Here is a 26521-nt window from a genome sequence, read left to right as displayed (position 1 = left end):
ATTATTCTTGATTTTTTGGATCTAAGAGAAAAAAGAAATAGAAAATAGGCTGCATTATTTAATACAGCCTATTCTAATTTATATTAATTTCCACGAACAAGCTGTTAAACTGTTTGTAGTTTTATCCACGAATAAGTAATTTTGAAAAATTTTCAATTTGAAACCTAGTATTTCCATTATTGTTGCCATTTACAACCGAAAGGATGAACTTTTCGAGTTGCTGACTTCTTTAACCCAACAGACTGATAAAGAATTTGAAATTATTATCGTTGATGATGGTTCAATCATTGATCTAAAGCCTACGATCAAAAATTTTGAAGAGATTTTAGATATTAAATATTTCAGAAAAGATAATTCTGGCCCGGGGTTGACAAGGAATTATGGAGCACAAAGAGCAGCCAATGAATGGCTGGTATTTGTAGACAGTGATGTGATTGTTGAAAAGGATTATATTGAACATATTAAAAAAGATATCCTGACCATTCCTTGTGATGCGTTTGGTGGTGCTGATAAAGCTCATAAAGGCTTTAATCTGATGCAGAAAGCAATTTCCTATTCTATGACCTCTGTATTTACCACAGGAGGAATCAGGGGGAGTAAGAAGGCTGTGTCAAAATTTCAGCCCAGAAGCTTTAATATGGGCGTGAAAAAAGCTGTTTTTGAAAAAGTAGGCGGCTTTTCCGAAATGAGAATAGGAGAGGATCCGGATTTATCCATGACTCTTTGGGAAAACGGATTTACAACGGCTTTTTTTGATGATATTGCTGTGTACCATAAGCGTAGAGTAGATTTTGGCAAATTCTCAAAGCAGGTGTATCAGTTTGGCTGTGCGAGACCAATTCTTAACCAGAGGCATCCTAATTATGTGAAAATATCCTTTGCATTTCCTACTTTATTTATGCTGGGTTACATCATGGGGTTTATTGAATATTTTATGTTTGGAAAAGGGTTTATTCTTTCTTTCTATGGATTGTATACTTTCCTGGTGCTCTTCCATGCTTTATTACTGACTAAAAATATCAGTATCGCAGGTATGGCGGTAATCTCTACCTATATTCAGATGTTTTCTTACGGATATGGATTCCTGAAATCCTGGATTCTGCTGAATGTTTTGAGAATGAAGCCTGAGGATGCATTTCCGCATCATTATTACAAGAAGTAATGTAATTTTGGCTGTAATCTATGTTTATATGCGGTTTAATAATTTTTTCTCCCGCTGATAACACAGATTTCGCAGATGATTTTCCAGTTATTGGAATGGACAAAAGATATATTTAATAGAAACGGGCTCTAAGCCTGTTACAATAAAAATAAAAACTCCATTGGCTTTAGCCAAAATTTAATAAAAAATAAAGAAGGCTGTTTCAATTGAAACAGCCTTCTTTTGTACAATAAAATTTAGGATATAGAAGCGTTTTCATGGTTAAGAACTCCTACTTTCAGCATGCATTCTTTCATTTTGTGATAAGTTCTTTTGATATCGTGATCCAATCCGATAGAGAATCTGATTAATCCGTCAGAAATACCGATTGATGCACGTTCTTCTTCCGGAATTTCGGATGAAGTTGATTTCCCTGAACATGAGAACAGGGTTTTGTAGAAACCTAAGCTCACAGCCAGATAACCAAGATTTTCCGTCTGCATCATTTCCATCAGCTCATTGGCTTTTTCTGTAGTTCCGGCATCCAGTGTTAATAATCCACCAAATCCGTACTCCTTATCAATCATGCTCTTCATCAGTTCATGATTCTTATGAGATGGTAATCCAGGATAGGATACTTTTAAGCCATCCTTTTCAAATCTTTCAGCAAGATACATTGCATTGTGGCTATGTTGTTTTATTCTGATATGAAGGGTTCTCAGGTTTTTCAGGATACTTGAAGCTCTTAAACTGTCCATTGTAGGTCCCAGTAGCATACATGCTCCGGAATTTACATTTTTAGTATCATCAATAAAAGCCTGGCTGCTGCAATATACACCACCAACAGTATCACTACTTCCGTTGATAAATTTAGTTAAGCTATGGATCACAACATCTGCTCCAAATAATTGAGGAGAAATAGAAAGCGGAGAAAATGTATTGTCTACAATCAGTTTTAAATTGTGTTTTTTACAGATTTCAGAAAGTTTTCTAAGGTCTGCCACTTCAAGCAGCGGATTGCTCACACTTTCGCAGTAAATTACTTTAGTATTAGGAGTGATTGCATTTTCTATGGAATCAAAATTATTGATATCCACAAAAGTAGTCCCTACATTGAATTGTGGTAAAAAGTTTTTAAGGAAAGCGTAAGTTCCCCCGTAAATGGTTCTGCTGGAAATGATATGGTCTCCACTTTTGCATACTTGCATTAAAACTGAAGTAATAGCTCCCATACCGGATGCTGTAACATTGGCAGATTCTGTATTTTCCATTTTTGCCAGAGCCTGTGCCAAATAAAGATTCATAGGAGATGAATGTCTGGAATACAGGTAGCATCCTTCTGCGTTTCCTTCAAAGGTATCAAACATAGTCTTTGCGGATAGGAAAGTATAGGTAGAACTGTCAGAAATAGAAGGGTTTACACCGCCGAATTCGCCAAAGTACTGAAGATCCTGGATCTCGTTGGCTGCGTTAAAGTTTTCCATAAGCATTGTTTTTATTTTACCAGCCTAATTTGCGCTATTTTCCTAATTATTACAATATAAAATTGAATTTATAGAATATAAAACTGTAAAACATTGATTATTTAGAAAAAATAATTGCTATATTCGAAAATATTAAACTTCTGCCAAAAAAATATCTATGGAACTTGACGATACTGATAAAAAACTGCTGCTGTTTTTGCAGGAAGACTGCAAGCAAACCACCAAAGAGTTGTCCGGTAAGCTTGGATTATCGGTTACTGCTGTTTATGAGCGGATAAAAAAGTTGGAAAATGCAGGTGTTATTTCCAAATATGTAGCGTTGTTGGATAGAAAAAAGGTAAAACGTGAGTTTATCGTTTTATGTCATGTAAAACTAACCCAGCATAAGAAAGAATTCGTTCTGCAGTTTGAAAAAGAAGTGTTGAATCTCCAGGAAGTTACAGAATGTTTCCATGTAAGTGGAGATTATGATTATATCCTTAAAATTGGAGTAAGAGATATAGAAGATTACAGGAATTTTATGCTGACGAAACTTACGACGCTTCAACACATCGCAAGTACGCACAGCTCATTTATGATTTCTGAAGTAAAAAATACTACAGCAATTGCTTTATAAAATTTTAAAATAGTAATGACAGAATGTAGCCCTCATCACTCATTACTTATTATTCCTCATTAAACGAGGACTCCGTTTTTAGAAGCAATCGGATCCGGTAATTCTGTTTCTCCGGTCATTTGCAGAAGATCAATTTCGATGGTTCTGCAGATGGAGAGCATTGGAACATCAAACATTAATCCTGCAAAAGGGTTTTCAGAATAGTCACCTACCAATTCCATAATAATATAAATCCATCCGATAATAATACAGAAAGGAATGGATGTCCAGATTCCCCAGTCACCCAATTTTGCAAATTCATTCACAAGCCCAAGAGGGAGTAGGGTAATGAAGAGAATATTAAATACAAATGCTGTACTGGCAAACTGTCTTGGAGAAGGGAATTTTTTAATTCTTTCTGCCTGTCCCTGAAAACCGTAAAACTCATTCAGACAGGTTTGTAATTGTGTCTGATTGAAATCTGTGATGGCATTCATGTTTTTTAGCTCGTTGATATCTTTAGCCTGTTGTGAAATCAGGTAGGTTGCGAAATTTTTATAGGTGTTTTTCAGTTCATATTCTTCTTCAGAAAGATATTTATGTAAGAAAATAGGAGCTCTTCCGTAATCCGGAAAGCCTGCCTTAATTAATCTGTTTCTTCTGAGGTTGATATTCCCGAATTTATTATTATCACTGCTGATATGTTCCCATTCCGTAGGAACTAAAAGCTGCTCACGGAAAGTGTATAACCAGGCGATATGACGGTTGATGATCTTTTTCTTACGGTCTTCCAGATCAAAAACACCTATTTCTTCATTTTTAGTATCAAAAGCCTGTACCATGGATGCAAATGAACGGCTGGAGTTTACAATTCCGCCCCAAATCTTTCGGGCTTCCCAAAGTCGGTCGTAAGCCTGGTTGTTCTTAAAACCTACCAGGAAGGCTTCTGCAGTACCGATAAGAGCTACCGGAACCCACGGAATGGTCATCCAGTGCCAGTTAAAGAAATAAAAAAGGACAGCAATCAGGGTACACCAGATAGAGATTAAGATAAGATGTAAACCGGATAAATTGAGGACCTGTTTATAATTGACGTATTTGGTTGTGATCATAAAGATGAATGTGTTTTGCGTGTACAGACAAAATAAGTACCAAACTTTTCAATAGTTTAGCAGGGAACGCCTGTTATTAAATTAATTTTCAGTTTTTGTTTAGGTATAATGTTCTCGGATTGAGTTTGATAAATCCTAAATAAAAGTAGTGAAAAAAATGCATAAAAAAACCTCTAAGTAATTTTAGAGGTTTCATTTTATATTGATTTAATATTGCAATAGTTCTTCGATCTTCCTGGACAGCTTTTCTGAGTTTGGAAGCATCTCTTTTTCCAATACCAGATTAATAGGAACTGCAGGTACATCCAATGCCCCCATGGTTTCTACCGGAGCATCAAGATATTTAAAGCAGTTCTTAGAAATTCTGTGTGCAAATGCTTCAGCAAATGAATTGTTAAGCTGTTCTTCTGTAAGAACAATGCATTTTCCATGAGCTTTTACTCTTTCAAATACAAGCTCTTCATCTAGTGGAATTAAAGTTCTTAAATCTATCACTTCAACTTTTCCGTTAAAGTTCTTAGTGGCTTCTTTAGCCCAGTAAACTCCCATTCCATAAGTTACAACTAATACAGTTCTTCCTTTTTCCGTTTCATTCTTGTCAGCTTCAATAATGATTTTTCCTTTTCCGAATGGTAAAATGTAATCCTCAGCAGGTTCAATGGTTTTTGCATCTTCAGTTCCCGGAACTTTGCTCCAGTATAATCCTTTATGCTCTAACATAACTACTGGGTTCGGATCGTAGTAAGCTGCTTTTAGTAAACCTTTGAAATCCGCTGCATTACTCGGATATGCTATTTTGATTCCTTTAATATTAGCCAGAATACTTTCAACGCTTCCACTATGGTAAGGTCCACCGCCGCCATAAGCTCCGATAGGAACACGAATAATATTGCTCACAGGGAATTTTCCACTACTTAAATAGCTTGATTTTGAGATTTCTGTAATTAATTGATTAATTCCCGGATAGATATAATCGGCAAACTGAACTTCAACAATAGGCTTCAGACCAACAGCACTCATTCCGGTTGTAGAGCCAATTATGTATGCTTCCTGAATTGCTGTATTGAAAACCCTCTTGCTTCCGAATTTCTTTCCAAGGGTTACAGTTTCACGGAAAACACCACCAATTCTTTCTCCTACATCCTGACCATAAAGAAGGGCTTCAGGATGCTTCCACATTAATTCCTGAATAGCGTGGATAGCTGCGTCTACCATTACAATCTTTTCTCCGTTAGCCGGTTCACGTGTTCCTGTTTCCTCTGTAATAGGAGTAGGAGCAAACACGTGCTGCATTACCGTTTCAGGCTTTGGATCTTCTGCATTTTTAGCTTTTTCAAAAGCTTCTTCAGCCTCAAGACGTGCTTTTTTTGTAATTTGTTTTAAAAGATCTTCATCTACTCCTGATTCCAGAAGATATTTTCTAAGGATCTCTCCGGGATCTTTTGCTCTATGTTTTGTTAAATCTTCTTCGTCTCTATAGAACTCTCTTCTTACCCCTGAGGTATGGTGCCCAATCAATACTGTTTTTGCACAGACAACTAAGGGTTTTCTCTCCGTTCTTACAAAATCTACAGCTTTTTTCATTGCTTCGAAACTTTCCACGAAATCAGTTCCGTCAACTCTCATTCTGCTTAATCCTGTAAATCCTGCTACGAAATCGTAAGCATCACAGGTTCTGGCTTCCTCTTTAGTTACGGAAATTCCCCATTCATTATCCTGAACAAGGAAGATAATAGGAAGTTGATGTAATGCTGCAAACTGTAAAGCTTCACTTACTTCACCTTCTGTTACAGAGTTGTCTCCAAGGCTGCAGATAACTACAGGATTATTTTCAAATTGTTGCAGATCAAAATCCTGAATATATTTTATCCCTTGGGCAACACCAGTGGTAGGAATGGTCTGCATTCCTGTTGCAGAACTTTGATGAATAATCTTAGGTTTGTTTTCATCTCTGCTTGAAGGGTGGGAGTAATAGGATCTACCTCCTGAAAAAGGATCATCAGCTTTAGCCAGTAATTGAAGCATTAATTGGTAAGGTTCAAACCCGATACCTAAAAGAATGCTTTCGTCTCTGTAGTACGGAGAAACCCAGTCTTCTTTTTTTAATTGATAGGCTGTGGCTAATTGGATGGCTTCGTGGCCTCTTGAAGTACTGTGAACGTATTTGCAGATGTTTCTGTTTTCCTCATAAATGTCAGCCATTGCTTTAGCAAGCATCATATGATTGTACGCTTTAAGTAAAATATCCTGAGAAACTTTTTCGTGAAGTGTATTTTCCATAGGAAGCAAATATATATAAAAAAAACAAAATACTAACAACTGTTAGTATTTTGCAAGAAAAAAATGAATTTGTTGATTATTCCTTAATGATTTTTTTAGAAATAACATCTTTATCAGTTTTTACTTCAATGATATAAATTCCTTTTGTATAGACCGATAAATCAACTACTTCCTTATCGTTGCTGATTGTGCCATTACGTAATTTTTTACCAGACAGATCGTAAATTGTGAAGGTAGATTTTTTAGGAGCTTTCAGGATGTTTATTACGTCTTTTGTAACGGAAGGAGCAACAGTTAGACTGCTTAAAACTCCCGCTTTAGACTCTTTGGTTCCTAATATTTCAGTATATCCGGTTACGATAATAGAGTAATTTTGAGGAGAATTGGCACCTGCATTGTTTTTCAGGGTTCCTTTATTGTTAATGACAATCTTGTAATTTCTTCCTGCAACGGGAGCGTCTACAATTACCTGTTCTACATTGTCTACTGTATTATCGCCCTTTAATGCTGTCATAGGGTTGTTATAATCAAGTCTCCATGGAAGATAAGTAGTATTGTCTGTAGCATCAATAATTCTTAAATCCAAATCATTAACTAATTTTGAGGTTCTGTTGTTGTGAACATCTGTCCACTGACTTGTAAAGTTTGTAAATTCCGGATCTACCCAGGATATAGTAACTTTTAAAGGTTCGCTTCCAGATGCCTTAACTGTTTTAATATTGGCTACTCCGGTGGTTAAAGTTTCATTGTTGAAAATAATTGTATTATTGGATTTACCGACAAGAAGTTCTGCTCCTTTTTTAGCATTAATAAATCCCCAACCAAAATGTGGATCAGGACCAGGATTACCTGCTTCCAAAGCAGAGTGAATCATTAAGGTTTTTGCAGAGGCGGCATTAAGTTCAGTATTGTTAAAAAGCTGCTTATTAATTTGAGTCCAAAGACCAATAATACCTGTTACTACAGGTGCAGAAAAAGAGGTTCCGTCACCTACTGTTAAACCTTGAGTGCCTGTAGTGCTATTTGCGGTATTTGCACTGGCCACAGAAGTTCCTACGGCTGTAATATCTGGTTTTATACCACCATCGTCTCTTGGTCCTGCACTGCTGTAAGATGAATGGATGACATCAGCTGAGGTAGTGTATCTTCCACCATTGGTGGTAATTCTATCAGTTGCTCCTACAACAATAATATTTTTAGCTAAAGACCCAATGCCAATACAGTCATATCCCTGAGAACAATTGTTTGGTGGTAATGTATCTGTTGCTGCAAATTCTACCAGGTTTCCATTATTATCTTCATAATATTTTTTATAGGTACTGGTGCCTACGCTTGGTCCTTCTCCATAGGAATTTCCTGCAGATTTAACGATAATGAATGAGGGGTTATTGTAAACAATCTGATCATAATCCCTGTCATTGTTAAAATAGGTACCTTGTGCATCAAAATAGGTGTTTGGGCTGGCAAAAGCACTGTTCCATACCCATGCTGATGCACCACTAACGGTTCCTTCACTCCATCCGTAGTTACTGCCATACGAGTGATTGGAGATTTTGGGTTGTGCTCTGATGATCTTTTGAAAAACGGTACTTGGAGTTGTGTCACCAGGTAGAGTTGTCTGTAAGAAAGCATAAGCATCTATCGTTGAGTTAGGCGCAATACCTTTAAAATTTACATTTCGGGTAGTTCCATTAGTAAACGTAACTGTATAAGGGTAATTTCTGGCACCTATAAAGCCTGCAACAGACGTTGCGTGGTCTCCATATATAAGAGTAGTGGCTTCTTTATTACTTATTCTACCTGCAGCATTATTGAAAAATACGTGGCCATCAAATACTCTTGCAGGCGTACCAGGAAGAGAACTTCCATCAAAAATAGTGAATTTAATACCTTCTCCATTAAATGAACCTGTTAGCCCACTGATGGTTCCGCCCTGCAGATAGTCAGAGTTGGAATTCATAATCTGATCCATATCATAAGCCTCGTAAAAATAAGGCTTATTTTCAATAAAACCGGCTAAGCTGTTTCTTTGCTTTTCAATTTCTTTCAAAGCCTCCGGATTTCTGTTTTGCCCATAGCGCTTGGCTATGTAGGTGTCAAATTTTTTACTGTTTTCGATTCTCTGGCTTTCAAATTTTCCTGCCAGTATTTCATTGCTGTTTTGTGCACTTGCTAAAGAAATAACTAAAGTGCTGATCGAAATAAAGATTTTCTTCATAATATTTGAAAAATGTTTAAAGGTTGTTGTGTTTTTTCAAATGTATGAATATTGTATTTTGTTTCCTTTTTTAATGTTTATAATTTTGTTTTTTGCAATGATTATTGAATTTTAATTTGTTTTTGGTTGATAATATTAAATTGTTTTTAAATTAAATAGTTTTATTTTCGTTTAAGTTGGGATTGGATATGAGTGAAAATTATAGATTAAGTTATGTTTTGAATAAAATTCATATTCAAAAGGGAGTGTTTTGGTAAAAATAAAAAAGGATACCAACATTTGTCAGTATCCTTGATTAGTTTATTTTGTGTTAAGATTACTCTTTGATCACTTTTTTAGAAACTACATCTTTGTCTGTTTTTACTTCAACGATGTAAATTCCTTTTGGATGAGAAGATAAATTAACAGCTTCCTTATCACTGTTGATATTTCCGCTCTGTAATTTTTTACCGGACATATCATAAATAGTGAATGTTGATTTCTTAGGAGCATTTAAGATATTTGTAACATCTTTTGTAATAGAAGGAGCTACTGCAAGGCTGTTTAAAGCTTTAGTACCTTCTTTAGTACCTAATGAACCTGTAGTATGACCTGTTACAATGATTGAGTAGTTTTGAGGAGCTGTCACGCTTGGAGTGGCGTTGTTTACCAATGTTCCTTTGTGAAGTACTTCAATCTTATATTCTCTTCCTGCTACAGGAGTATCAATAATTACTTGCTCTACATTGTCAACAGTGTTATCGCCTTTAGTTGCAGCAGCTGTTGGATTAATAGCATTAAGCTTCCATGGCATATATACTGTATTAGTAGAGGTATCAGTAATTCTTAAATCTAGATCATTTACAAGTCTGGAATTTCGGTTATTGTACGCAGATTCCCAACTGATACTTTGAGGAAGTTTAAATTCTGGGTCAATCCAGGAAATTGTTACTTTAAGAGGTTCGCTTCCTGATGCTTTTACGATTTGGCTATTTACACTTCCGTTATTTAGACTTTCTTCATTGAAAATAACAGTATTATTAGATTTTCCAACTAAAAGTTCAGCACCTTTTTTAGCGTTGATGTATCCCCAGCCAAACCATGCATCAGGACCTACAGTTCCTGCTTCAGACGCTGAATGTACTGTCAATGTTTTAGCTGAGGCAGCGCTCATATCTGCATTGTTAAACATTGATTTATATATTTGCATCCAAAGTCCGATAATCCCTGTTACCTGTGGTGCAGACATTGAAGTTCCGCTGTTGATTTGCCAAGCGGTGCTTCCTGTAGTGTTTTCTGCAGTTGATGCCATCCATATATCTGATCCCGAAGCTGAAATATCAGGTTTAATACCTCCGTCATCTCTTGGTCCGGCACTACTATAATCAGCTTTTACAACATCTGTTGAAGTGGTATATCTGTAGTTGTTAGTAGTGATAACTTCTGTAGCAGCTACAACAATAATATTTTTAGCTAGAGAACCAGGTCCTATACAGTCTCCACCGTTACCGCAGTTTGTTGCAGGAAGGGTATCTGTTGCTGTAAACAAAGTAAGGTTGTTATTTTGGTCTGTGTAATATTTAGGAGCCGCTGATGCGCCAGGTAGCGCTGGTCCCATACCAAAATAGTTACCTGCAGATTTTACAATAACATTTGTAGGATTAGTGTATACAATGTTATCATAATTTTGATCATTAGTAAAATAAGTACCTTGTAGATCAAAAGTTTCGTAAGGGTCAGTAGCGGTAGCGGGATAGTAAGCTCCATTCCAAACCAGAGCGGTTTGACCGGAAACAGTAGCGATATTCCATCCTGAATTACTTCCGTAAGAGTGGTTAGAAATTTTTGGCTGAGCTACGACGATTTTTTGAAATACAGTACTGGCAGTAGTATTACCAGGTAGGGTTGTTGTAGCAAATCTATAAGAATTCATTGTTGAATTTAATGCTATTCCCATTGCATTTCCTGTGCGTGTTGTCCCATCAGCTGCTGTTGCTGTTAGGGGAGATGATTTTGCCCCCAGAATACTGGCAACACCAGTAGAATGTGCACTGTATGCATTTGTAGCTGCCTCTTTGTTAGTAATTCTGCCAGCTGTGTTATCAAATGCAGGGTGTGCGGCATAAATTCTTCCTCCGTCAAATACGGTAAAAAGTATTCCTTCTCCCTTGAAAGATCCTGCCAATCCAGCAACATTGCCTGCTGTAGTTAAAGCATCTACATTGGTGTTCCAAATTTGATTTTGATCATCTGCCTGGTAGAAATAAGGTTTGTTAAGGAAAAATCCTGCTAGATTAGCTTTTTCTTCTTCAATTTTTTTCTGAATGTCAGCTGACTTTGCAGTGCTTCCATACTTTTTTGCAACATAAGAGTCAAACTTAGCGCTGTTCTCTTTGTTTTGTCTTTCAAACTCTCTTTTTAAACCTTCATTGTTTTGCGCACTTAGCATTGAAATAGCTAAAGTACTGACCAAAAGTAAATGTTTCTTCATAATGATTAGTAAAATATTAAAAATTGTAATGGTTCAAATATAGGATAAAATATTTATAAAAGACTATTTAGAATGAATAAATATTAATGTTTTGTGTATTTTAATCAATGTTTTATATGTTTTATTGTTTAAATGTATAGGATTTGTGAATGTTGTTTGGTTTTTATATTTTGAAATCTTTGTGGTGCGGGTATTGGGACTTTAAAGACTGTAAATTGGAAAAAATGAAGTAACTTTACATTCTCTTTTTTATAAAAAGTTAGAAAATTATATGTATTTAATTTTTGACACAGAAACAACAGGTTTACCAAAAAATTTCAATGCTCCGCTTTCAGATTCAGAAAACTGGCCAAGAATGGTTCAGATTGCATGGCAGGTGCATGATGATGATGGTAATTTAATTGAAAATCAGGATTATATAATAAAGCCTGAAGGGTATGATATTCCCTTTAACGCTGCCAGGATTCACGGGATTACAACAAAAATTGCTAATGAAGAAGGACGGGATCTGCAGGAAGTTCTGGAAGAGTTTTCAAAGGTTCTTGAAAAGATAAGAGTAGTTTCCGGTCACAATGTTGAATTTGATTACAATATTGTAGGAGCAGAGTTTTACAGAAAAAATATAAAAGATAATCTTCAGGAAAAGCCCAGAGCTGATACAATGATTCTGGGAACTGATTACTGCCAGTTAGGTGGTGGTCGTGGTGGTAGATACAAGTCTCCTAAACTTGAAGAACTTTATGAAAAACTTTATGGGAATAAATTTGATGAAGCCCATAATGCTGCTGCCGACGTAAATGCTACGGCCAGAGCTTTCTTTGAAATGGTTAGGATAGGAGTGGTTCCTGCTGAAACATTAAAGATTTCAGAGGATCAGTTAGCTTATTTCAAGAGCCTTTATCCGGATCCTATAAAGCCTTTCAATATTGTTATCAGAAGGCAGGTTGCAGATTTTCATAATAAGAAAAAACAGCAGGATTTCGGTAGTATTGATGAAATTGATTTAGGTAAATATTTCAATTTTGATAATCATAGTGTTTTTTCAACACTTACAGCTACAACAAGCATTAATGATCTGATTAAAAAGGCTTCTGATGAAAATTTTCCAGCTGTCGGAATGGTGGATTTAGGAAATATGATGGGAGCTTTTAAGTTCGTTTCTGCAGTAGAAGGAGCTAATGGTGACAGAGCTAAAAAACATAAAGAATATCTAGCTAAAAAGCAGGAAGCAGAAGAAAACGGAACTGAATTTAATGAAACAGAACCAGTTTCCGAACCGTTAATTCCTGTTGTAGGCTGTGAATTTTATATTTCAGACCGTTATGAGCAAAAACAGTTTACCAAAGATGATCCGGACAGAAGGACTCAGGTAGTGCTTTTGGCAAAAGATTTTAATGGATATAAAAATTTAGCAAAGCTTTCAAGTATAGGTTTCTTAAAGGGATTCTATTTTGGAGTGCCAAGGATTAGCCGTGAATTGATTGCTGAATATAAAGAAGGTATTATTGCTTTAACTTCCGGAATTCTTGGAGATATTCCTGACGCGATACTTAATACCGGTGAACAGAAAGGGGAGGAACTTTTCAAATGGTGGAGTGAAACTTTTGGAGAGGATTTTTATGTTCAGCTTCAGAACCATAATCTGCCTGAAGAAGAACATTTAAATGAGGTTTTATTATATCTGGCTGATAAATACAATGTTAAAATTTTAGCTCAGAACGAAACTTTCTATACCAATAAGGATGATGCCAATATTCAGGATATTGTAAGCTGTATTAAAGACGGAGAAAAACTTACAACACCTGTAGGAAAAGGTTTTGGAAAAAGAAGAGGGCTTTCTACCAGAGAATATTACATGAAAAACTCTGATGAAATAAAAGAAGCTTTTCTTGCGTATCCTGATGCTTTCGAAGCGTATGAAGAGTTTTTGCAAAATTTAAGCCTTACACCTTAAAAAGAGACGTTCTCCTTCCAAAGTTTGATATTCCTGAAGAATTCATTCATGCAGAAGATGACATAGATGGGGGAAAAAGAGGAGAGATGGCTTATCTTACCCATCTTACTTATGAAGGAGCGAGAAGAAGATATGATCCATATGATGGTATTACAGATGAAATTAAAGAACGCCTTGACTTTGAATTGGAAGTAATCGCCAACACCGGATATCCGGGATACTTCCTTATTGTTCAGGATTTCTGTAATGAAGCCCGAAATATGGGGGTTTGGGTAGGACCGGGAAGGGGGTCTGCAGCAGGATCTGCCGTTGCTTACTGTATCGGGATTACCAATGTTGACCCTATTAAATATGATCTCCTTTTTGAGAGATTCCTGAACCCGGAAAGGGTATCCATGCCGGATATTGATATCGACTTTGATGATGAAGGACGAGATAAAATTATCAAATGGGTAGTTGAAAAATATGGTAAAACTCAGGTAGCGCAGATTATTACCTATTCTGTATTGGGTGGGAAATCAGCGATTAAAGATGCCGGAAGAGTATTGGATGTTCCTATTCCTGATACCAATAATATTGCTAAACTTATCCCTTCTACACCGGGGATGAATATTGCGAAAGCATTAGCGAAATATGATAAATTAAAACCGGAAGAACAGATGCTTGTTGATGAAATGAGATATGTTCTGGAAAGTCCTGATGATGCACGTCACGGAGTACTGGCAAGTGCTAAAAAGATGGAAGGTTGTATCAGAAATACAGGTATTCACGCCTGTGGTGTAATTATTACTCCGGAAGATGTAAGTAATCTGGTTCCGGTCACCATTGCAGCAAAAGATGCAGATATCCTGGTATCTCAGTTTGATAACTCGGTGGCAGAAAGTGCAGGACTTCTGAAAATGGACTTCTTGGGTCTTAGAACGCTTACGATCATTAAAGATGCCTTAAAACTGGTAAAGGCAAGATATGGGTTGGATATTGATCCGGATCTTATTCCACTGGATGATACTAAGACCTATCAGTTATTTAAAGAAGGACGAACAGTCGGGATCTTCCAGTATGAAAGTCCCGGGATGCAAAAATACATGAGAGAGCTTAAACCAACTGTTTTTGCCGATCTTATTGCCATGAACGCATTGTACCGTCCGGGTCCTATTAAATATATTCCAAACTTTATTAACAGAAAGCATGGTATTGAAGAGATTGTTTATGACCTACCGGAAACAGAAGAATATTTAAAGGAAACTTACGGAATTACTGTTTATCAGGAGCAGGTAATGCTTCTGTCTCAGAAACTGGCCAACTTTACAAAAGGTGAGGCAGATACGCTGAGAAAGGCTATGGGTAAGAAGCAGATTGATGTTCTTAACAAAATGTACCCTAAATTCATTGAAGGTGGTAGAAAAAACAACCTTAATGAAGAAAGACTGGAGAAAATCTGGAATGACTGGAAAGCATTTGCTGAATATGCCTTCAATAAATCTCACTCAACCTGTTATGCATTTATTGCTTATCAAACAGCATTTTTAAAGGCCAATTATCCGGCAGAGTACATGGCAAGTGTAATGAGTAATAACATTAACAATACAGATTCAATTACCATGTTTATGGAGGATTGTAAGAGCATGGGAGTTGATGTTTTGGGGCCAGATGTAAATGAATCTCAATATAAATTCTCCGTAAACGAAAAAGGACAGATCCGTTTTGGTTTGGGAGCGATCAAGGGAATCGGAGAGGGGCCAAGTGAGGCTATTACTAGAGAAAGAGAAAACGGAAGGTTTAAGAATATCTATGATTTTTTTGAAAGAATACTACCTTCTCAAATGAATAAAAGGGTTGCTGAAAGTTTAGTGGTTGCCGGAGCTTTTGATGAACTGGATGCTTTCCACAGAGGTCAGTATTTTGATATTGATATGGCCGGAAAAACCAATCTGGAGCGATTGATCAGATATGGACAAAGCTTTCAGGAGAGCAAAAACGAAATGGAGCATTCTCTGTTTGCTGACTTTGCGGATGAGGTTCAGATTGAACAACCGAAACTGGCACCGTGTCCTGAATGGCCAAATATGCATAAGCTGAACAAGGAAAAAGAAACCATTGGCTTCTATCTTTCGGCTCATCCACTGGATGAATTTAAATATCAGTTCCAGTTTATGCAGGGAAGACTTTCTAAAAAGTCTGTGCTGGAAAAAGAAGAGGAAGAAAAAACGACCACTGATGAAGCACCTGTTCTGGAGCAGGATTCAGCAGATGAAACGGCGGATCTTACTGAGATTGTTGCAGATGAATTATCTGTTGGTGATGAAGAGGTAATTGAAGAGGCAACCAAAAAGGCAGAACCCAAAGGTAATTTCTTATTCTTAAATCTTGATGAGGTGGATGCTTATAAAGAACAGGCTTTTGCCAATAAGCAGGATGAGCTGTTTGAAGAAAAAAAGAAAGACTGGAAAACCCTTCAGAAAGAAAGAGAAAATGGAGGCGGAGGAAAAGAGTACACTGTAGCGGGTCTCATCACTGAATATAGAGTTCAGGATGGTTTTAGAAGTGGCGAAAAAGTAGCTTTTGTAACGCTGGAAGATTATTCGGGTTCTTATTCCTTCAGACTTGGTGATAGGGATTATATGAGGTTGAAGGAAAAGCTTGAAGTACAAAGGTTTGTTATTTTCAAAATCAAATTTGCTCAGGTAAAAGACGGAAGAGTCTTTGTGAATGTAAATGATGTCATTGAGCTTCAGGAGGCATTTGAAAGATTTGCCAAGAGCATTTCCTTAGTGATGGATGTGATGGATGTAAGACCTGAGGATCTGGATTTCTTTAGAACGGTACTGGATAGAAATAAAGGAAATCAGAAGTTGAAATTCTTTATCAAAAATATTGATGATGATTCCCATATTGAAGTGCAGTCTATGAAACATTCTGTAGATCTGAACGGAGATCTTATCAAAGAAATACAATTGCTTAATAAATATGAGTTCTATCTGAACTAAAAAATATAATTTATGAATTTGAAAAGTGGCTAAAAGCCACTTTTTTTTTGTTTAAATAAGCTAAATGATTGATAATATCTGCTTTATATGAGAAATATTTTTTTATGTTAAATTGTTGTTGTATATACAGGTAGGGTTTTGTTATTTTTTGATTTAATCAACTGATATCTAGTGTTTTAATTAAATTGTTTTAAATTGATAAATAACTGTTAAAATTAAATAATTGTTTGATTTTTAGTAAATGATATAAGGTTTTTATAATTCACTAATTAATGTTTTTTAATATTTTATGATATTTATTTAAATATTATTTACTTTTACCGTCCTAACTATTATTATTACTATTTATGAAAAGAATTCTACTGATGTGTATGATGGCTCTCGGTGTAGGAGCTTCAGCACAGATTATTGTCAATGAAGGATTTGAGAGTGGGACCTCTCTGCCTGCAGGATGGACTTCATCTGCATTGCCTTCCACTGCCGGGCAATCGGCAAGTATCGGAATGTGGACAGGAGGAACAGCCTGTGCGGGGTCTAACATGATTTACAGAAACCTTTATAATAATGTGACTTCTCAAAGTCTGGTTTATTCTTCCACAGCTTCAAATGGTTTGGCAATGGATTATTCATTCCAGTATGCAGCCAAAGGTTTTTCAACAACCGGAAGTATTAAAGGAAATTTTACGGCAGAGTATTCTACGGATGGAGGAGCTAACTGGGTAACATTGGTTGCTCCTGTGAGTCTTGATAGTCCAAATTCTACTCCTGTCCCTTGTACAACTCTTTCAGGAACTATCCCGGCAGGAGCCATTCCAATTGGGGCAGATTTTAAATTCAGGATTGTTTCCAATTATACTACTCCTGCTGATTTTTATTTAGGTTTTGATGAAATTAAACTGTTGCAGCCTGCAGCAACACTTCCTGGATGTACTACTTTAACAGCACCTACAGCAGGAGCTACAGCTGTTTCCAGAACTCCTGCGATTAAATGGAATGCTGCATCTTTAGCTTCGTCATATCTATTGAGTATAGGAACTACCCCTGGTGGAACAGATATAATGAACAACGTGAATGTAGGAGGTGCTCTTAGTTATACCATTCCAACTGCAAATGCACTGAGTTATTCAAAAACATACTATGCTAAAGTAACTCCAGTTAACAATATTGGAAATAATACGACATGTGGCGAAAGTTCTTTCACTACCGCAAATATTGCATGTCCTTCCGTATCATCGCCAGCCTCAGCAGGTACTGGGGTTGCTGTACTTCCTGCTATTAGCTGGACTTCAATATCAGGAGCTACAGGATATAGAATTACTATGGGGACTACAGCAGGAGGAACAGATATCATGAATAATGTGGATGTAGGAAATGTGACCACTTATACACTTACTACGCCGCTGTCATTCAATACAAAATATTATTATACAGTTAATGCTTATAGCCCAACTTCTGCGAGTTCAGGCTGTACAGAGAGAAACTTTACAACTGCAGTTCTTTGTCCTTCGGTAACAGCTCCGGCTTCAGCAGCAACAGGAGTGTCAGTACTTCCTACTATCACATGGACGGCAATAACCGGTGCTACGGGATACAGAATTACTATGGGAACTACTGCGGGAGGAAATGATATTATGGATAATGTAGATGTAGGTAATGTGGCAACATATGCTCTTACTACACCATTATTATTCAATACAAAATATTATTATAAGGTGATTGCTTACTCTGGAAGTGTAGTAGGTGCCACTTGTACAGAAAGAAACTTTACAACTGCCATTCTTTGTCCTTCGGTAACAGCACCAAGTTCAGCGGCGACAGGAGTTTCGATCCTTCCTACTATTACATGGACAGCAATAACCGGAGTTACCGGATATAGAATCTCTATGGGAACTACAGCAGGAGGAACAGATATTATGAATAATGTAGATGTAGGAAATGTTGCTACTTACACATTAACTGCACCATTGTCTTTCAATACAAAATATTATTATAAGGTGATTGCTTACTCCGGAAGTACTACAGGGGCTACCTGCTCTGAAAGAAACTTTACAACCAGTACTTTATGTCCTGCGGTTACGGCACCTTCTTCATCAGCTACTGGAGTGTCTGTGCTGCCTACTGTTACCTGGGATGGAATAATAGGAGCTACAGGGTATAAAATTTCTATGGGAACTACTTCGGGAGGAACGGATATCTTGAATAGTGTAGATGTAGGAAATGTTACATCTTATGCACTAACTACACCGCTTGCCTTCAGTACGAAATATTACTATACAGTGACTGGTTATGCTGGAGGGGTAACAGGAAGTTCTTGTACAATCAGATCATTTACAACCCAGGGAGCATGTCCGTCTGTAACCTATCCAACAGATGCATCACTTCTTCAACCGGTAATGCCTACAATTAAATGGGGAGCTATTGCGACGGCAACTTCCTATACCTTAACCATTGGAACTACAACTGGCGGTTCTGATATTATGAATAATGTAGATGTAGGAAATGTTACATCATATACACTTACTACACCTTTGACACAGGGAACCAAATATTATTATAAAGTAAATACAACTACTTCAACAGGCTGTACCGAAAGAACATTTACGGTAAATGCTAATCCTACACCAGTTAATGATGATTGTAGCGGAGCTTTGGTAGCGTCATCTTTACCATATTCTTATTCTCAGGCAGATGGTGCTGGCAGTACTAATGGAACAGGGTACATTACAGCATGTTCTTCTGGAAGTAATGATGGAATGTGGTTTAAATTTACCGGAAATGGTAATGAGATTACTGTAGCGGCTAAGAGTACTACAAGTTGGGATCATAAAGTGTCTGTATACAGTGGGAGCTGTGGTGCTTTTACTTGTGTAGGAACTGCGGATTCAGAACTTTCAACTACGGGTAATATTGAAACTTATACATTTAATTCAGTTGCTGGAACTGTATATTATGTGAATGTGGCGTATTATTCATCATCATCAGATAATGCAGAAGGAAATTTTGATTTAAATATCACAAGTAATACATTGTCAACGTCTGAAGTGATTACTGAGAAAATAAAAGAAATCAAAGTGTATCCTAATCCATTTACAGATATTCTGAATGTTTCTGATATTGCCAACGTTCAATCTGTTTCCGTGGTTGATCTTGCTGGAAGAGTGGTGAAAACTATTGAGAAACCATCTTCTGAACTTCAGTTAACAGATCTGAAGCAGGGAATGTATCTGATCGTATTACATATGAAAGACGGATCAAAACAAGTGGTTAAGTCAATTAAGAAATAAAACCAATTAATATAATAATTTGAAGCAGTAACTTAATGGTTGCTGCTTTTTTTAATATTTTTTTAATGTTGTATTAAAATTATTGTTAATTTGGCAAATATATTAACACCTTTAAAAAATTGTATATATGAAGAAAATCTTACTCTTGTGCTTACTGATGGTAAGTATGTTTTTAAGTGCTCAGATTACCTTAGGTGGAGGGAGCACTATGGTTGGGAAAGTTCCAATTGATAATTATTGGGAGTATTCCTATTCTCAGCAGATATTTAAAAAGCAGGAAATAAACACAAATGCAGCCGGAAATATTACAGGGCTTAAATTCTATGTAGACCCTACTGTAAATATAACCAATGCATCAGATTGGGTTGTTTATCTGGGGCACACTTCAAAAACTGAATTTGCAACTGAGGATGATTGGGTTCCTCTTTCAGCTCTTACAGAAGTGTATACCGGTACAATCAGTGCCGTGAATGATGTGGTAGAGGTTACATTTGCAGTTCCTTTTCCTTATAATAATACGCAGAATTTAGTAGTTGCAGTTGATGAAAATAATCCAAGTTATAACTATTCAGAAGATAGAGCGTTCTATGTACATACTCTAAATAATGCTCCTAAAACTGCAATTAGTACAATAAGCTATTCTGTAGATTGTGATCCTGCTGATCCTGCTCAGGGAGAATTATTAGGGTATAGATCTGTGATCACTTTTATGGGGCTTACTCCAAATACAATCCCAGCCTGTACTGGTTTGATGTCACCAACAAATAATGGTGTTTTAGTTCCTGTATCTCCTACAATTAGCTGGTATCCATCAACTGGAGCCACAAGCTATAAAATTTCTATAGGGACCACTCCGGGAGGTTCAAATATTGTAAATCAACAATCAGTAAGTACAACAACCTTTACACCATCAACACCTCTTTCTCTTAATACAACTTATTATGTAAGAGTAATAGCTGTGGGAGCTGGTGGTGAATCTTCAGGCTGTTTAGAGACAAAATTTACCACTACACCTCCGGCTCCGTCTAATGATGAGTGTGCTGGGGCTATTGCTTTGACTATAAATCCAAATCTGACATGTACTGCTGTTACTGCAGGAAGTACTTTGGCAGCAACAAATTCAGGAGTAGATATAGATCCTTGTTATGGAGATGCTGATGATGATGTGTGGTATAAATTTACTGCTACAGAATCCAGTCATGTTATTTCTCTTAAAGATATAACTTCTGTAGGATCTGAATTTGATGACAGTACTTATTTTCAGGTATTCAGCGGTGACTGTGCGGGCTTATCAAGTCTTTTATGTTCATCGTATAATGGGTCAGGTGTTGCCACTGGGCTTACTGTAGGTGATACTTATTATGTAAGAGTTTACAGTTATAATGAAGGTGGTGAATTTGCTCAAAGTTTCAAAATTTGTGTGGGCACATTGCCACCACCTCCAACAAATGATGATTGTGCTACGGCGGTTACTTTAACAGTGAACCCTACTATGGCATGTGGGACAGTAACGGCAGGGCATACTCTTGGAGCAACTGATTCTGGAGTATCGATATCTCCTTGTATTGGTAATCCTGATGATGATGTATGGTTTAAATTTACAGCGACTTCAGCTAAACATGCAATTACATTGAGTGATGTGGTTTCCATTGGGGAGTTTAGCACTACAGATACTTATTTCCAGGTGTTCAGTGGAGACTGTGCTACTGGGCTTACAAGTATTGCATGTGTTGATCCGTTGTCAAAAATTGTTGATGGGCTTACTGCAGGCAGCGTTTACTATGTAAGAGTATTTGCTTATAGCGGAGCAGGCAGGGCTTTAGCCTTTAATATATGTGTAACAACACCACCGCTTCCACCGGTAAATGATGCTTGTTCAGGAGCTTTGACAGCATCAGTATTTCCTTATACCTATACCCAGTCTGATGCATTAGGAGCTACTAATAATAACGGAGTTATAGATATCTGTACAGATAATATGAATGATGGAACATGGTTTACTTTTACAGGAGATGGTACTGTTTATAATATTAAAGTAGCAATGCCTTCAGGAAGTAGCTTTGATCCTCAGATAGGAGTTTACAGTGGTACATGTGCCAGCCTGTCTTGTGAAAATACTGTTGATAATAGTGGTGGAGGTAGCACAGAAACTACTTCGGTGGCAACAGTTGCAGGAACTGTATACTATGTGAATGTAGGACATTATGATAATACAGACGATGAAATTGAGGATGTATTTACCCTTACAATTAGCAAAGAAACTTTGGGTACTTCAGAAGTGTCTAAAGCTAAAAATGAAATTAAGGTATATCCAAATCCATTTGCTGATGTATTGAATATTGAAAAAGCAGATCAGGTGAAATCAGTTTCAGTGATGGATGTTTCAGGAAGATTGGTGAAAACCGTTGAAAGTCCTTCATCTGTGATTCATTTAGGCGATCTGAAACATGGTTTATATGTTGTAGTTCTAAATATGAAAGACGGAACAAAACAAACAGTAAAAGCAATTAAGAAATAATTAATTTATCTATGTATAAGAAAAGACGGATCACCAGATCCGTCTTTTTTATTTTCTTAATAAGATATCTCAGTATTAAATTGTTTTTTAGATAAGAAGCTATGTTTGGACGTAGAGAATATCTTTAAATTTTATTTTGGCATCAGGGTAGATGGGTAAAATAATTTCTATGATCTTATAAATATCTACACAAAAAAAGATGAACGATATTTTCGTTCATCTTTTTATTTTTAATAATTCTATAACTCATTACTCATTACTCATTACTCATTATTTATCCGGTACTGGCTGTATATCCCCTGTATTCATCAGGTCGAAAACCGTGGGAAAGAACATGGCGAGAATAAAGTAAATAATAATCATCAGGACAATTAATGCAAAAAGAATAATTACTAAACTATTCGGTTTGTTTTTCTTTGTTGGTTCCATGATTTTGTGGTATTTGGTGAATAGATTAAACTAATACCAAGTATCAAGCTAATTTCTTGCCACATTGTTTACAATACCTTGCATCATCATCAATATCTTCATTGCCACAACGGTCACATACTTTTTCCAGATTCTGTCTCTTGTTTCGCATTTCTGCCGTTACAATTCCCGTAGGAACAGCAATAATGGAATAACCGGCAAGCATCAGGACAACAGCAAAAAATTTTCCAAGTGGAGTAATAGGAGAGACATCTCCATATCCTACAGTGGTTACAGTTACTACAGCCCAATAAATAGCCTGTGGAATAGTTTCAAACCCCTGACGGCCACCTTCTACCATAAACATAAGAGAACCTACAATTACTGAAAATATAATCAGAAACAGAAGGAATATATAAATCTTTCTTGAACTGTTTTTCAAAGCCCTTACAATAAGATAGCCATCATTCATGAAATCCAGTAAGTTGAAGATTCTGAAAACCCTTAGCATTCTCAACATTCTGAAAATCAGAAAATATTTAGTGATCGGAAAGAAAAGGCTAAGAAAAAAAGGAACTAGAGCCAGAAAATCTATAATTCCGAAAAAACTGAAGATATAATGCTTTTTATTTTTTACTACAGCAATCCGCATAGAATATTCTGCAGTAAAAAAAATAGAAATTACCCATTCAAGAATCAGGAATGTATAATGAAACCTTTTATCAAGCTGAGGTACACTTTCCATCATAATAATGGCTGTACTTGCAAGAATTAAAGAAAGTAAGATGATGTCGAACAGTTTTCCGAGCCTGGTATCGGAGCGGTAAATGATTCGGTAAAGGTATCTTTTCCATAAAGTGTCCTCAGGAACAAGGTTGTGTTCTCTTTCCATTTTAATGGGATTATTTCACGGCGAAGTTAATAATTTCTGTCAACTAGCAGGTAAAGATATGATTGTTAAAAGAATCTTGCAAATGTTAACATAATTTACATCTTTAAAAAGTGAATTATTTTGATTTAAATTGTTGTTTTTCAATATGTTATAATTAGTAAAATACGAATAAAATATGACATATAAAAATTTATTTTTTAACATATTTTTGGTTTTAGTTTGTAATTTTATCCTACAAAACCTTAAATCATGATGAAAATATTAACTTCGTTAATACCAATGTTCATATATGGTTTTGTATGTGGACAGGTTGGTATTAATACTAGTACTCCTAATGGAGCTACAGTATTGGATATTGTTTCTACTCAGAAAGGTATTCTTATCCCGAGACTTACAGATACAGACAGGGATACATATCTGGCTGATAATATTGCTTCAACGGTGCCGCCTGCAGGCGTTGTGAATGCTAGTCTTACCGCAGGTACTTTAATTTTTAATACGACAACGAATAATTTCCAGTATTGGGATGGTACCCTCTGGAGACAGCTTTTTGTTCCCACATCCTCTCAGGCTGGTAATGACGGTGTCGTTAAGGTGAATTCTGGAAACGCAAATGTAAAACCCACTCTCAGTTTAAGTGCATCTGGAAATACGTATGGCCCAAGAATGCAGGTACTTTATGCTGTTCCTTTAATTTTTGCAGCCAGTCCTACAACAAGTTGGCCGGAGACTACAGTTCCTTTTCCTGGGGTAACTTCCAATATTTATGTGGATGCCACGGGTAAATGGAGAGAAAATGAAATTTCTGGACAGGTTCATGTGTGGAGACTCATTGCCACTGTTGCTCCGGGATCAAACTCCTCAGGTTCTGTTAAAGCAACTTTTTGAATCCGGATTCAGGGTTTGAAGTTAATTCAATTCAACTTTTGCCTGCCGGTTCCAGTGGTGTGGGAAAAATCCTTACATTCTATTTTTACACTATAGCTGATCCTGCTAGTCTTGCTGTTGGTAAAGGCTATCAGCTGTTTATGGAAGCAGATACTGGTTGTTCAGTAACTGTAGAATCTTTCACAAGAGTATCCCTTTTTAAAGATTAAATGACATTAAACTATTCTTTTGTTAAAGTCGGTCTTCATCAGCCGGCTTTTTTGTTGGTACAGAATTTTTTTCTGAATCCTTCTAAAATTAATATCTTCGCTGTAACTGTAAAATATAGACGAATGAAGCTAAGAACTGTAATTTCAAAGATAGAAGAGGAAATAAGCATCAGACAGGCAGAAGATTTTGATAATGTAGGTTTATTATGCGGAGTTCCGGATCGTGATGTGTCTGGAATTCTGGTTTGCCACGATGCACTGGAAAATGTAGTAGAGGAAGCTATTGAGAAAAACTGTAACCTGATTGTATGCTTTCATCCTATCATTTTTCCGGGCTCAAATCTTTAACCGGGAAAAATTATGTAGAAAGAGCGGTTTTAAAAGCCATCGAAAATAAAATTGCCATTTATGCCATTCATACGGCTTTTGATAATGATTTCTTTGGAGTAAATCATGGGATTTGCAGCCAGCTGGGATTAAAGAATATGAAAATTCTTCAGCCTAAAGAAAATAACCTGAAACAGCTCACTGTTTTTGTTCCCAAAGATTATTCGGAAAAAGTAAAAGAGGCTATGTTCTCTGCAGGAGCAGGAAGCATTGGCTTTTATGACGAATGTAGTTTTACCGTTAATGGGAATGGAACATTCAGGCCTGTTGAAGGTTCAAATCCGTTTTCCGGACAGCAGAACATCAGGGAAAATGCCGATGAAGATATGATTTCAGTTATTTTTGAAGGCTTTAAGCAGGGACAGATCGTAGGAGCTATGAAAGCTGCACATCCTTATGAAGAAGTGGCCCATCAGATATACAGTCTTGATAATAAAAACCACCACGTTGGTTTAGGAATGTATGGTGAACTGGAAGAAGAGATGGATGAAAAGGATTTCTTAAGATTTGTAAAAGAAAAATTTGGCCTTGAAATTATTAAGCATTCTGCTTTTAATAACAAAAAAATTAAAAGAGTAGGGGTGTTGGGAGGTTCCGGAGCCAGTGGAATACGTGCTGCAGTTTCCAAAAAATGTGATGCTTACCTTACCGGAGATCTTAAATATCACGACTATTTTTTAGCTGAGTCTAAAATGCTGATCTGTGATATAGGGCATTATGAATCAGAACAATTTGTAAGTCAACAATTATTTGAAATTTTATCACAAAAATTTAGTACATTTGCAATTTCAAAATCTATTGAAAAAACAAACCCAGTAAATTATTTCATTTAAATATGGCAAAAACCAACGATATTTCAGTTGAAGAAAAATTAAGAGCTTTATACGATTTACAGATCATAGATTCAAGATTGGATGAAATCCGAAATACTAGAGGAGAATTGCCAATTGAAGTTGAAGATCTTGAAATCGAGATTGAAGGTCTTGAAAAGAGAGCTGAAAAATTTCATGCAGATATCAAAGATCAGGACGATCAGATCAAAACAAAGCATGAAGTGATTAACCATGCAAAAACTTTAATTGAGAAATACAAATCTCAGCAGGATAATGTAAGAAACAATAAAGAGTTTGAAGCATTAGGAAAAGAAATGGAATTCCAGGATCTGGAAATTCAGCTTGCTGAAAAAAGAATTAAAGAATTCGGAGCTAAAATTGCTCACAAAAACGAAACTTTAAGCGAGCTGAACGCAAAGATCAACGATTTAAAAAGCCACTTGAAATTCAAGAAAGAAGAACTAGAAGGTCTTATTTCTGAAACTCAAAAAGAAGAAGAATATTTATTAGAGCAATCTAAAGAATATGCAGGTAAAATCGATGAGAGATTACTGGCTTCTTACAACAGAATCAGAACAAACTCTATCAACGGTCTTGCAGTAGTAGGATTAGAGAGAGGAGCTCCAAAAGGATCTTTCTTTACAATTCCACCACAAAAGCAAATGGAGATCGCTCAGAGAAAGAAAATCATCATTGATGAGCACTCTGGGAAAATTCTTGTTGACGATGAGTTGGTAATGGAAGAAAACGAAAGAATGAAATCTGTAATTAAATTCTAATTATTGATTTTCAACAATATAAAAGCTGTTTCATTTTGAGACAGCTTTTTTGTTTTGTTGAAACACGAGTTACACAAATGCT

General features: G+C 36.3%; 14 protein-coding genes and 2 pseudogenes. 9 read left to right on the top strand and 7 right to left on the bottom strand.

The window, feature by feature from the left end; genetic code table 11:
- Positions 1-157 precede the first annotated feature (157 nt).
- Positions 158-1162 (top strand): glycosyltransferase, encoded by a 1005-nt coding sequence (locus BOQ64_RS04525; protein WP_129058244.1) that lies wholly within the window; start codon positions 158-160, stop codon positions 1160-1162.
- A 236-nt stretch (positions 1163-1398) separates the two neighbouring features.
- On the opposite strand, the gene BOQ64_RS04520 is transcribed toward BOQ64_RS04525, so the two are convergent.
- On the bottom strand, positions 1399-2625 hold the full coding sequence (locus tag BOQ64_RS04520) for an aminotransferase class I/II-fold pyridoxal phosphate-dependent enzyme (protein ID WP_129058245.1): 1227 nt from the start codon (positions 2623-2625) through the stop codon (positions 1399-1401).
- 157 nt (positions 2626-2782) lie between these two features.
- On the opposite strand from BOQ64_RS04520, the gene BOQ64_RS04515 reads away from it, so the two are divergent.
- A complete protein-coding gene (locus tag BOQ64_RS04515) occupies positions 2783-3241 on the top strand; it encodes an Lrp/AsnC family transcriptional regulator (RefSeq protein WP_129058246.1) in 459 nt (152 codons plus the stop codon).
- A gap of 59 nt (positions 3242-3300) precedes the next feature.
- Here BOQ64_RS04515 and BOQ64_RS04510 read toward each other — a convergent pair whose 3' ends face one another.
- From BOQ64_RS04510 to BOQ64_RS04495, 4 genes are all read right to left on the bottom strand, one after another.
- Positions 3301-4332, bottom strand: a complete 1032-nt coding sequence (locus BOQ64_RS04510; RefSeq protein WP_129058247.1) for a bestrophin family protein — start codon at positions 4330-4332, stop codon at positions 3301-3303.
- Between the two features lie 207 nt (positions 4333-4539).
- A complete protein-coding gene (locus BOQ64_RS04505; RefSeq protein ID WP_129058248.1) occupies positions 4540-6612 on the bottom strand; it encodes a thiamine pyrophosphate-dependent enzyme in 2073 nt (690 codons plus the stop codon).
- A gap of 76 nt (positions 6613-6688) precedes the next feature.
- Positions 6689-8830, bottom strand: a complete 2142-nt coding sequence (locus BOQ64_RS04500) for a S8 family peptidase (RefSeq protein ID WP_129058249.1) — start codon at positions 8828-8830, stop codon at positions 6689-6691.
- A gap of 316 nt (positions 8831-9146) precedes the next feature.
- Positions 9147-11300 carry a S8 family peptidase gene (locus BOQ64_RS04495; protein ID WP_129058250.1) on the bottom strand — a complete coding sequence of 718 codons (2154 nt, stop codon included), beginning with the start codon at positions 11298-11300 and terminating at the stop codon, positions 9147-9149.
- 271 nt (positions 11301-11571) lie between these two features.
- On the opposite strand from BOQ64_RS04495, the pseudogene dnaE reads away from it, so the two are divergent.
- The 3 genes and pseudogenes from dnaE to BOQ64_RS04480 all read left to right on the top strand — a co-directional run bounded on the left by dnaE (position 11572) and on the right by BOQ64_RS04480 (position 22043).
- A pseudogene (gene dnaE, locus BOQ64_RS04490) lies at positions 11572-16241 on the top strand (DNA polymerase III subunit alpha).
- Between the two features lie 347 nt (positions 16242-16588).
- Positions 16589-19525 carry a T9SS type A sorting domain-containing protein gene (locus tag BOQ64_RS04485; protein WP_129058251.1) on the top strand — a complete coding sequence of 979 codons (2937 nt, stop codon included), beginning with the start codon at positions 16589-16591 and terminating at the stop codon, positions 19523-19525.
- A 127-nt stretch (positions 19526-19652) separates the two neighbouring features.
- On the top strand, positions 19653-22043 hold the full coding sequence (locus tag BOQ64_RS04480) for a T9SS type A sorting domain-containing protein (protein ID WP_129058252.1): 2391 nt from the start codon (positions 19653-19655) through the stop codon (positions 22041-22043).
- A 270-nt stretch (positions 22044-22313) separates the two neighbouring features.
- Here the strand turns inward: BOQ64_RS04480 and BOQ64_RS23000 are convergent, their stop codons facing one another.
- Both BOQ64_RS23000 and BOQ64_RS04475 read right to left on the bottom strand, forming a co-directional pair.
- Entirely contained in the window at positions 22314-22472 is a 159-nt protein-coding gene (locus BOQ64_RS23000) for a hypothetical protein (RefSeq protein WP_164975749.1), read from the bottom strand.
- A 43-nt stretch (positions 22473-22515) separates the two neighbouring features.
- On the bottom strand, positions 22516-23343 hold the full coding sequence (locus tag BOQ64_RS04475; RefSeq protein ID WP_129058253.1) for an ion transporter: 828 nt from the start codon (positions 23341-23343) through the stop codon (positions 22516-22518).
- A gap of 249 nt (positions 23344-23592) precedes the next feature.
- Between BOQ64_RS04475 and BOQ64_RS04470 the strand changes: the two genes are divergently transcribed.
- From BOQ64_RS04470 to BOQ64_RS04460, 4 genes and pseudogenes are all read left to right on the top strand, one after another.
- On the top strand, positions 23593-24231 hold the full coding sequence (locus BOQ64_RS04470) for a hypothetical protein (RefSeq protein ID WP_228448153.1): 639 nt from the start codon (positions 23593-23595) through the stop codon (positions 24229-24231).
- Positions 24228-24440, top strand: coding sequence for a hypothetical protein (locus tag BOQ64_RS23685; protein WP_228448151.1), 213 nt, complete (start codon positions 24228-24230; stop codon positions 24438-24440). Before BOQ64_RS04470 ends, BOQ64_RS23685 begins: the two co-directional genes overlap by 4 nt.
- Before the next feature lie 123 nt (positions 24441-24563).
- Positions 24564-25660: pseudogene (locus BOQ64_RS04465) on the top strand (Nif3-like dinuclear metal center hexameric protein).
- A gap of 2 nt (positions 25661-25662) precedes the next feature.
- Entirely contained in the window at positions 25663-26439 is a 777-nt protein-coding gene (locus BOQ64_RS04460; protein ID WP_129058254.1) for a zinc ribbon domain-containing protein, read from the top strand.
- Positions 26440-26521 lie beyond the last annotated feature (82 nt).

The sequence above is a fragment of the Chryseobacterium sp. CH25 genome, assembly GCF_004119455.1.
Lineage (GTDB): Bacteria > Bacteroidota > Bacteroidia > Flavobacteriales > Weeksellaceae > Chryseobacterium.
This window is presented reverse-complemented; position numbering and strand designations above follow the sequence as displayed.